The sequence below is a fragment of the Kitasatospora sp. NPDC036755 genome (assembly GCF_040636595.1).
Taxonomy (GTDB): domain Bacteria; phylum Actinomycetota; class Actinomycetes; order Streptomycetales; family Streptomycetaceae; genus Kitasatospora.
In genome coordinates, this window is record NZ_JBEZUT010000315.1 from 1 (window position 1) to 10,064 (window position 10,064).

At 72.8% G+C, this 10,064-nt stretch carries 8 protein-coding genes and 1 pseudogene; all 9 read left to right on the forward strand.

Translation table 11 applies throughout. The features are described from left to right. Positions 1–468 (forward strand): annotated as a pseudogene (locus AB0E96_RS33025) (mobilization protein); the annotation flags it as partial. Positions 469–564: 96 nt separating this feature from the next. Beyond that, positions 565–1,533, forward strand: coding sequence for a DUF6884 domain-containing protein (locus AB0E96_RS33030; protein WP_359829477.1), 969 nt, complete (start codon positions 565–567; stop codon positions 1,531–1,533). Positions 1,534–1,554: 21 nt separating this feature from the next. Continuing rightward, positions 1,555–2,331 carry a hypothetical protein gene (locus AB0E96_RS33035; RefSeq protein WP_359829478.1) on the forward strand — a complete coding sequence of 259 codons (777 nt, stop codon included), beginning with the start codon at positions 1,555–1,557 and terminating at the stop codon, positions 2,329–2,331. A gap of 47 nt (positions 2,332–2,378) precedes the next feature. Then, positions 2,379–3,962, forward strand: a complete 1,584-nt coding sequence (locus AB0E96_RS33040; protein WP_359829479.1) for a DUF317 domain-containing protein — start codon at positions 2,379–2,381, stop codon at positions 3,960–3,962. Beyond that, positions 3,959–4,534, forward strand: coding sequence for a hypothetical protein (locus AB0E96_RS33045; RefSeq protein ID WP_359829480.1), 576 nt, complete (start codon positions 3,959–3,961; stop codon positions 4,532–4,534). Before AB0E96_RS33040 ends, AB0E96_RS33045 begins: the two co-directional genes overlap by 4 nt. Positions 4,535–4,547: 13 nt before the next feature. Then, complete coding sequence (locus AB0E96_RS33050) at positions 4,548–5,327, forward strand: hypothetical protein (RefSeq protein ID WP_359829481.1); 780 nt, start codon at positions 4,548–4,550, stop codon at positions 5,325–5,327. Between the two features lie 74 nt (positions 5,328–5,401). Beyond that, a complete protein-coding gene (locus AB0E96_RS33055; protein ID WP_359829482.1) occupies positions 5,402–6,985 on the forward strand; it encodes a DUF317 domain-containing protein in 1,584 nt (527 codons plus the stop codon). Between the two features lie 67 nt (positions 6,986–7,052). Next, positions 7,053–8,681 carry a DUF317 domain-containing protein gene (locus AB0E96_RS33060; protein WP_359829483.1) on the forward strand — a complete coding sequence of 543 codons (1,629 nt, stop codon included), beginning with the start codon at positions 7,053–7,055 and terminating at the stop codon, positions 8,679–8,681. Between the two features lie 114 nt (positions 8,682–8,795). Beyond that, entirely contained in the window at positions 8,796–9,971 is a 1,176-nt protein-coding gene (locus tag AB0E96_RS33065) for an AAA family ATPase (protein WP_359829484.1), read from the forward strand. Positions 9,972–10,064: the final 93 nt, after the last annotated feature.

Here is a 10,064-nt window from a genome sequence, read left to right on the forward strand (position 1 = left end):
ATCCACCTCGCCGCCGTCACTGTCCTACCCACCGGCGCCCGGCCCGCCATGCACCGCGACGCGATGCGGGCCCAGGCCGAGTGCCGAGCCATCGAGGCCGAGTGGGGGCTGCGCCGGGTCGGGCTCGGCGAACGGACCAGCACCAGCTACCCGACCACCGCCGAGATCATCAAGGCCGAACGCCAGGGCTGGGACGAGACGTCCCGCGTCTGGCTCCAGCAGCACATGCGCCAGGCCCTGGAAGAAGCCACCACTGTGGACGACTACGCCTCGGCGCTGGCCGCCCGCGGCGTGCTCGTGCGCTGGCGAACCGACGCGCAGGGCGCCGCCGTCGGCTACAGCCTCGCCCGCCCCGGCGACACCGGCGGCAGCGGGGCCCCGGTGTTCTTCGCCGCCGGACGCCTCGACTCCACGTTGACCCTGCCTCGGCTGCGCCGCGCCCTGGCCCCCGCCGCCGACCGGCTCTGACGCCGGACTGCCCGCCCGTCAACTCCCTTCGCCCGGAGGTCCCCCGCGGCCCAGACGGCAGGTCCCGTCGAACCCCGACTACGACGAAGGAACAGCTTGCCGACACCACACCAGCTTGCCGCCCAGCCCCACCAGGCCGTCCTCGCAGCCGCCGCCGACCCCGACCACCAAGTCCCGAACACCTTCAACGCCCGCACCCACCGCGTCCTGGTGGACGAGGGCCTCGCCCACATGCGCCCGTTCACCATCGGGGACCGCACCTATCAGTACGACGAACTCTTCGGCCCTCCGGACATCCACCTCACCGCCGCCGGCCGGGCCTACGCCGAACGGCACGGCGTGCAGACCCCTCGCCGCAGGATCGTGGTGATCTCCTGTGGCTCACTGAAGTTCGATCCCGGGGTCAACGAGTTCGGCCGCCCCAACGCCCTACCGGCCGGCGATCTCTACCGGGGCCAGTACCACCGATCGCTGCGCGCCGCCGCCGACGCGCTCGCAGCTGGACGCCGTCGGCCGGTGATCGTCAGCGCCCTCCACGGACTGGTGGAGCTGGACCGCAGCCTCCTCTACTACGACGTGAAGCTCGGGGACGCCAAGGCGGTGAGCGCCGTCACCATCCGCGCCCAGGCCCGGCGTCTGGACCTAGACGACGCCGATGTGATCGTCCTCGGCGGGCGGGCGTACGTCGAGCTGGTCACCAGTGCCGTGCCCCATGCCCTCGCGCCCCTCACCGGTGGGCTGGGGGCTCACCGCGCCCAGTGCCGAGCCGTACAAGACAACGGCGATCTCGCCGCGTCCTGGTGGACGAAGGCCGCCCGCCTCTTCGAACAACATCAACCGGAACGCACCACCGAGCCGCTCCAACCCCAGATTCCCGGCCGCGGCCCGGAGCAGGAAGCGAACGCCCGCCCCCGGGCCTGCCGGTCCCCGGCATCGGTCCGGAACCGCCACGGTCCTTCCGAGACCGGGGCCGGCGTGCCCCCCACGGTCCGCTCGACACCGATCCCCTGGACCGCTCCACCGCCGTCCACCGCCCCCGGCCACCGGTCCGTCCCTCGCCGCTGACCAGAAAGACCACCCTCGCCCTTGTACATCGCTTCCTTCCACGACGCCCATGACGAACTCGACCTCGACGAGTTCGACGCGGCCGATGCCGAGTCAGCCCGGACCATCAACCGGCTGTTCCACCCCGAGAGTTCGCTGTGGATGATCGCGAAGCAGTGGGCGTCGGACACCCCGCGCCGCCCAGGAGCGCGGTTGCACGACTACTTCCTCCTCCTCGACGCACACGCCTCCTACGACGAGCGGCCTGGTGCACCGCAGATCGTCGCCGCCCACTTCGATCGCACCCCGGGCACCCGCACGGTCCGGGCCACCATGACCTCCCACGCACTGATCCCGCTGGCGCAGAACTGGCTGGTGGGCCGCGGGGCGGACCCCAGCAGGGTCTTGGAGCCGAAGGGGTGGAGCGATCCGCTGGATGCCGAGACCGAGCGGCTGGAGGACTTCTTGCGTGGCAGTGGCGAGAGGTTCGAGGTCCACGACACCTTCAGCCGCCACGAACCGCCGTACGAGACCTGGGTGATCGCCACCGACGCCCAGCAGACCTCCGGCCCAGCGGCGGAGGTCTTCTTCTGGCGGGTGCCCGACGAGAAGAGCCCCGCCTACACGGTCCGCCACGGGCAGTTCGACAGCCTCAAAGCCGCGTACGAGTGGACCCGGGACACCTCCGCGCCCCTTCCGGCAGCCACTCGGGCTCAGGCGGCCCGGCATCGCGTCGCACCGCTCAAGCCCTCACCGACCAACTCGCCGACACCGCCGCCGGCCACCGATCCCAGCACCCGCCGCCGCCCCGGCCGCTGACACCGGCGCTCGCTGCACCACCCCCCCCCACTCTGGAGTTGTCGCCCTTGCCCGACACCTATCTGCCGCACCACGATCCCGACGTCGAAACCCTCGTCCGCCCCCGCTACCTCGCCGGCCCCGGCGACCGGGAGGCCGTCGACGCCGTCTTCGAGCCGCTGCGCGGCTGGCGGGTTGTGGCTCTCGGCCCGTATCTCACCGAGGTGGTCGCCACCAGCCCGTGCCACCGTGTTCGCGTCGGCTACCTCCCCGACCGGGAGCAGTCGTGGCAGGTCACCGCGGCCCTGGACCCGTTCGCCGTCCCCACCTGGCGCGGCGGATTCAGCCGAGCCACCCCGCCGGAGATCGTCGGGGCGTTCCTCGGAGCGCTTTCCGACTCCCTGCAGTACGACGCGGTCAGCGACACCACGGGCACCTTCGTGTCGCTGGAGGGCACACTCGCCGACGCCAACGAGGCTCATTCCGAGGCGGGTTGGCCGACGGTCTGCGCCGACGGCCGCTGGCTGACCACCTCGGACGACGGCGAGGTCGAGTACGAGGTCGGCCCGCTCGTCGATCCGGCTGTCGAGATGGCCTCCGATGTGCAGAGCGGCTTCACCTGGCGCGTCGCATCGGGCGACCCGGACGTGGGCTGGACCGCAGGTTTCAGCTCGTGCACGCCGCTGCACCTGATCGCGGCCGTGAACGGCGCCGTCGCCGACGGCAGCCCGCTCGTCCGCACCAGCGACGACTTGCCGCAGCGGGTGGTCGCCCGCGCCCTCGCCGAGCTGGCCAAGGCCGACCGGCGCGAGGCCGAGGCCCGCGCAGCGCTGCCGACCGCGGCCGAACTCCTCGCCGACGGGAACGGCCTGGAGACCCCGGTGGCCGTCAGCCCGCTGTACCTGGCCGGGCCCGGCCCCGTCGAGCGGGCGGTAGCGGCCCTGACCAGCGAGGCGGGCTGGAGGTCCGCGACCTTTCACAGCGGGCGGCTGTGGGAGAGCGACTGCCGGACCGTCCGCGTCGCACACCTTCCCGAGCGGACCCGGGACGCCTGGCAGATCACCGCGCTGGCCGGCCCACTGGGCGTGCCCACGTGGAAGGCCAACTTCAGCTACAAGACGCCAGCCGAGGTCCTCGGCGAGGTGACCCGACTCGTCGCCGAGACCGTGACCGGCGACGCCCGGCCAGCCGACAGCGAGTACGTCTCACCCTTCGAGCTGGACCGGCACGGTTGGACGAGCCGGACCGCCAGTGTGTGGACCACCTTCAGCGCGCCGGACCCGAAGGTCGTACTCCAGTACAACTCGGCCGAGTTCGGGCGCTACGAGGAGCTGGAGGGCCAGGCTCCTCCCTCATGGACGCTCACTGCGGGCATCGACGACCGGTTCTGTGCCTGGTCCGCGGACTTCACCAGCAGCACGCCGTCGTACATGGTCACGGCAGCGGCCCTCGCCGCCGTCGACCCGGCCCCGGTGCTGCGGACCCGCCGGTCGCTGCCCGAGACGCACCTGCCGTACTTGCAGGTCGTCGCGGCGAGCACCGGCCGCTCCAGCGCCGCCCGCTCGGGCACCGCCCCGGCCTCCGGCGGCCCCTCGCCCGATCCGGCCGGACCGCAGCTGCCCACGGTCGCGGACCGGGGGCGGCTGCGGTGAGGGACGAACGCGCCCTGGAGGCGTTCACCGATCAGGTGGCCCGCCGGCTCCCCGGAACGTGGGAGCCGGTACTCGCGGACGTGAGCCGGTCGGCGGCGCTGACCGAGGTGTACGAGCAGCTCTGGGACCTCGGGATCACCCAATGGGCCCTGCTGGAGTTCGTCAACGACCGTCTCGGGATGCTGCGTGACAGCCAGGGCCGGGAGCTGGTCGTGCTCCCGCGCCCGCTCCGCCCGGGCCGCTACCTGATCGCACCGCTCGTCCCCACCGGCACGGATCCCGGCACGGTGGAGGACCTGACGCCGTTCGGCGTCAGCGTCAGCGGCTCACCGGCCCGAGCGGCCGAGACGGTCCGCCGCAGGCTCCTGCCCCGTCTCGACCACGCACTGCTGCTGGTCGAGGAACGCGGGCTCTGCCCCGGACCGCCCGCCGACGACGGGCACCGCCGGGTCCGCGCGGCCACTGCCCGCACGAGCCTGCCCACCGGCACCGCACCGGCCGTCGTGTTCTCCGCCGGGCCCCTGCGCCCGGCCATCCCGCATTCGGGCCGAGGCCGAGTCCCGGCCCCCTGACCGAACGAGATCTGTGCCCACTGCCTCCCTCGCACCCACCGACCCGCTCCTCGCCGTCCGCCCCGTACACCTCGCCGGGCCCGGCGACACCGACCTGCCCTCCCTCCTCACCACCGAGCACGGCTGGTTCCGCCCCTACAACTCACCCACCCACGTAGTCCTCGTAAGCGGCACCACCGGCATCGCGCTCTCCAACGGATCGGGCACGGCCCCGCTGTCCCTCACCGGGATCGGCTGGTCGATCGGCTTCTGCCACCAGGTGCCGGCCGAGATCACCCGGGCCCTGCTCGACGAAGCCGCCGCCGGCACCCGCCACACCCCGGGCTTCCCCACCAGCACGGGCCGCCTTGTCGGCCACCACGCCCGCGCCGCGCTGCTCGCGGCCGGCTGGTCCGGACACCACCGGGACGGCTACGAGCTGGTCTCCGCCCCGGACCGCCGCGCGGCCCTCACCTTCCCGCTGGAGGCCCCCAGCAGCGAGGTGATGCTGACCGGCGCCGCCGACACCGGAACCTGGACCATCAGGTTCACCCCGATGGCCCCCGAGCCGCTGCTGACCGCCGCCGTCCGCGCCCTCCTGGGCCCCGCCGTCCGCCGGGCAGACCAGCTGCCGGCCCGCCACCGGAACCTGCTGACCACCCAGCCCGTCACGGAGCAGCTGCCGCACAACGGTCGCTCCGGTGCCGCCCGCAGCACCGGCCTCCGGCCCTTGCCCGCCACGCCGCAGTCCGCCGGCCAGCCGCGCACCGCCGGTACCGCATCGGTGCTGGCCCCGCGGCGCCGCCCGTCCTGACCCCACCCCTGCGCTCCTGGAGACCTCCCCTGCCCGCCGAACCCGATGCCGACGACCTGGTCGCTGTCCGCCCGTTGGAACTCGCCGGGCCCGGTACCGCGCCGTTCGACCTCCTGCACCACCTCACCTCCGAGTACGAGTGGCGCATCGCTGCCGACGGCGAGAACCCGCAACTGGAAAGCCCGTGCGGCCGGCTTCGTCTGCAGCACGGCACCTTCCTGTCCGGCAACCTCCTGCTGGACGACAACTGGATGCTCACGGCCCGCGAGGCACCGGGCTCCGAGTGGTTGTGGTGGGCGTGCTTCAGCCCCCAGACACCGCACGAACTCACCTACGGCGTCGTCCTGGAGACCGCCCGGCGTCTGGACACCGAGCCCAGCAGTGTCCTGACCCGACGCGCCGAGGCGGACGACGCGGCCGACCTGCTCACCGCTGCCGGCTGGCAGGAGAGGGAGCACCCCCTTCCTGGCGCCCGGATGATCACGCCGACCGGAAACACCGGTGCCGCGCACACCCTCGAACTCCCGGAGCGGGCACTGTCGTTCAACATGCTCGACACGAGTTCCGAACTGGCCTGGTCGATCTCCATGTCGCCCCGGACACCGGAAGCGCTCCTGCGCGTCACGGCGACGGCCTTGGTCGAGGACTCGGCAGTGCGCCGCCGCAGCGAGATCCCCGCCCACCACGCTGAACGGGTCTCGACCGCGCCGGCGCACTCGGCACTCCCCCCGCGCTGGACAGGTCCGTTGCCAGGCCTCGGCGGTGACCAGGCGCTCGCGTCGGCCGGTCCGGACGGGGCCGCAGTCGGACAGCCCAGCCCGGCAGCAGCGCTGGTCGCGGTCAGCCCACGCCACTACGCCGGTCCGAGTGCCAACGCCGTCGAACGCCTTCGGCACCGTCTCGATGCCGAGGGCTGGGTCCGCGGAGATGGCATCCTCACCAGCGCGTGCGGCCGACTGGGGATCGCCTGGCCCACCGAGTCGACCAAGCCGCGGGGCTGGGCGGTCGAGAGGTCGCACGAGCCCTGGCGAATCTGGGGATCCCAGCGCCGCAGCGCGGGCGTCGCCTGGCGGGTCACCGGGTGGCGGCTGGTCCCTCAGGAGGTGATCGACGGTCTGCTCGACGAGGCCGCCTTGATGTTGGAGGAGGCCGACACCGCAGGCCGGGCACCGTTCGAGGCCGGTGTCCTCGGCCTCGGGTTCCTGCCTCTGGCAGCCGCAGGCTGGAGCAGTGAGGTCACGTCCAAGGGCTCTGCCTCCTTCGAGTCGCCCGACGGATTCCTCAGCGCGCGGTGCGGCCCCCCGGATGCCCTGTACGAACTGCGCGGGCGGCCGGCAGCCCGCATCTCTTGCCGGAGGGCGCTCGGATTCTGGGAGGTCGAGATCAGCGCGAACACCCCCTCACGCCTCGCCGACGCGCTGTGCCGGACCGTCGCCGACCCCTCACCCCTGATTCGAAACTCCGACCACCTACGCCTCGACGCGACCGACCGGGAGGTCGTCGTCGTCACCCCGGTCACTGCGCAGTCCCTCACCGCCTCCACCCGCCGGGTCGCGGCGGTCACCCGATCGCTCCCCGTTCTCGCTGCTGCGGGCACCGCGGAGTCGGCGGCCCGCCCGGGCTCTGGCCCCCGGCCTCCGAGCCCCCCGCGTCGGTGAGACCGTCGGCCCGCGCCGGACCCAACTCATCAGCAGCCTCGCCGTGCCCCTGCTCCCGGAGACCTCCTTGACCACCAAGACCGAGACCGACCAATTGGTCGCCGTCCGCCCGTTGGAACTGGCCGGCTCCGGGACTCCGCCCGGTGACCTGGGCGACCACCTCATCAGCGCGTACGGGTGGGAGCACGACCCGGACGGCACCCCCGAAGAACCCCTGCTCGTCAGCCCCTGCCGCCGCATGGCCCTGGAGCGCGGCGACTTCCCCCTCGGCCGTCGCATCCTCCAGAACCACTGGAAGCTCTCCGCCTACGACAGCGGGGAGCCGGACGCCACGGAGCTCTGGTGTGCCTGGTTCAGCCCCAGGACGCCGTACGAGCTCTCCCACGGTCTCGTCCTGGACGCCGCCGACCGACTCGACAGCGACCCAGCCACCGTCCTTGCCGACTGCAGGGCCGGCGACGACATCGCGCGGATCCTCTCCGACGCCGGATGGACGATCAAGCGGGGCCCCTGGCGAACGTTCATCCACTCACCTGGCGCCGCCACCCTCCTGGTGCCCTCCCACCCGGAGCGCACACTCGCCTTCAGCCTGGGCAACACCAGCTCCGAGCTGGCGTGGGAGGTCATCGCCTCGCCGTGGACTCCGGAGGCGGTCCTGCGCACGGCAGCGGTGACGCTGGTCTCGAACACGGCGCTGCGCCGCCGCAGCGAGATCCCCGCCCATCACCTGGCTCGGGTCACGATCGAACCCGCCGCCTCCGCCACCCTGCCCCGGTGGCGCCCCCTGCTGGCGGACCCGAACCTCCCGCCCGACTTGGAGAACCCCCTGCCGACCACCCCCGCCCAAACCACCGCCGAACCACCGCGCGGAACCGGCCCCGAACCGGCCCTGGTCACCGTGACCCCCCGCCACTACGCCGGCCCTGGACAAGGCGGAGCCGAGCAGATTTCAGCACATCTCACCTCCCTGGGCTGGACAACGGAGGCGAACTCGATGACCAGCCCGTGCGGCAGGCTCGGCCTCGCCTGGCCCGACGGCACCGACGACCGGACGCGGCAGAGCACCGCCTGGCGGGTCTGGGGTGCCCAGCACCGAGGAGCGAGCGTCGCCTGGCGCATCACCAGCGGCGACCTCGTCCCGCCCGAGCTGATCGCCGGCGTCGTCGACGAGGCACTCGCCATGCTGGAGGAAGCCGGACCGGATTCGCGCAGCCCGTTCCAGGCTGGTGTTCTCGGCCTGGGCTTTCTGCCCCTGGCCGAGGCCGGGTGGAAGAGCGCTGTCGCGCCCCGCGGGGCCGTCACCTTCCACTCACCCGACGGCTACGTCGCCGCCCACTGCGACGTCCCGACAGCTCTCCACGACCTGCGCGGCAAACCCGCCGCCCGCATCACGTGCCACCGCGTGCTCGGCCACTGGATAGCGGAGATCAGCGCGAACACCCCCTCACGCCTCGCTGCCGCCCTCTGCCGCGACCTCGCCTCCCCTGAACCCCTGCTGCGCAGCACCACCGGCCTCCACCTCGACGCGACCGACCGGAAGGTCGCCATCGTCACCCCGGTCACCGCCGACGGCCGGGCCACCCCGTCGGAGCGGCGGGCCGCCGCCCTCTCCGGCAGCGCGCCGACATCGGCTGCACCTACACCCAGCTCCCCGGCCACCACCGCCCCACCGCCCCCGCGGAAGCCCGTCCGCTGATCACCGGGGTGCGGTGCACCCGCCTGCGTCAACCCCTAGGAGGTTCCCCGCTTGACCAACCCCGCACCGCCCACCGCTACGGCACACGCCAGGCCCGGAGAGCTGCGGGCCAAGATCGCCCGTCTGCTGGCCGACCGGCCGGCGGACGCGCTCACGACCGGGCAAATATCCAAGGCGCTGGGCCACTCCAGCGGTGCCGTCGTGCAAGCGGTCGAGACGCTGGTGAAACGCGGCGAGGCCGACCGGATTGGCACCGGAAAGCAGTTCCGCGCGAACGCGAAGACCGCTGCAGCCGGGCGGACCCCGGTGATCAGTCCACCGGGAACCCACTCTCCCCGCGCTGCTGCGGCCACGGCCCGCACGGCCGCTCCCGCACCCGTATCCGCACCCGCACCCGCACCCGCACCCGCACCGAAGCAGACCGGTCCGATCCGCCGCGCGGGGGGACAGCTCTACCACCCCCGAGAGCTGGCCGACCTTCCCGACGTCGAAGCGCTGGCGCGCCTACGCGGCGCCGACATACCGGTGCTGCTCTACGGTCCTCCGGGCACTGGCAAGACCTCGTTGGTGGAGGCCGCTTTCCCCGACCTGCTCACCGTGGCCGGCGACGGCGACACCACGGTCGGCGACCTGATCGGCGAGTACACGCAGGACGATGACGGCAAGTACGTCTTCAAGTACGGGCCGTTGGTCGTCGCCATGCAGGAGGGCCGTGCCCTGCTGATCGACGACGCCACTCTGATCTCCCCCAAAGTGATGGCGTCCTTGTACCCGGCCATGGACGGACGCCGGCAGATCCAGGTCAAGGCTCACAAGGGCGAGACCATCCAGGCCAAGGCCGGCTTCTTCGTCGTGGCGGGCCACAATCCAGGCGTCCACGGGGCGGTTTTGACGGAGGCGCTCGCTAGTCGTTTCAGCGTGCAGATCCAGGTCGGCACGGACTACGACCTGGCTCTGGCGCTGCGGATCGATGCCCGGGTGGTCCGGGTTGCCCGAAACCTCGCCAAACAGGTCGAACTCGGAGAGCTGGGCTGGGCCCCCCAGCTGCGCGAGTTGCTCAGCTACCAGAAGACGGAGGCCGTACTCGGTACCCGGGCAGCGCTCGCGAACCTGGTCGGAATCGCGCCCATCGAGGACCGCGACGCCGTCGCCGAGGCCGTCAGCAAGGCTGTCGGTGTCAGGCAGCTCGCGCCCCTCACCCTCGGCAAGCAGCTCTCCGCCGCGACCGCTCCAGCCGCCCGGCAGACCCCGGGCAGCACCGCCTCCGCGAACCGGGGCCGCCAGCGATGAGCGCCCACCACCACGTCCAGTCCTCCGCCACCGCGCCCGACGACGCCGCCGACCTCGCGCGCTGGGACGACGACGGCGCCCCGCCCGCGCGGC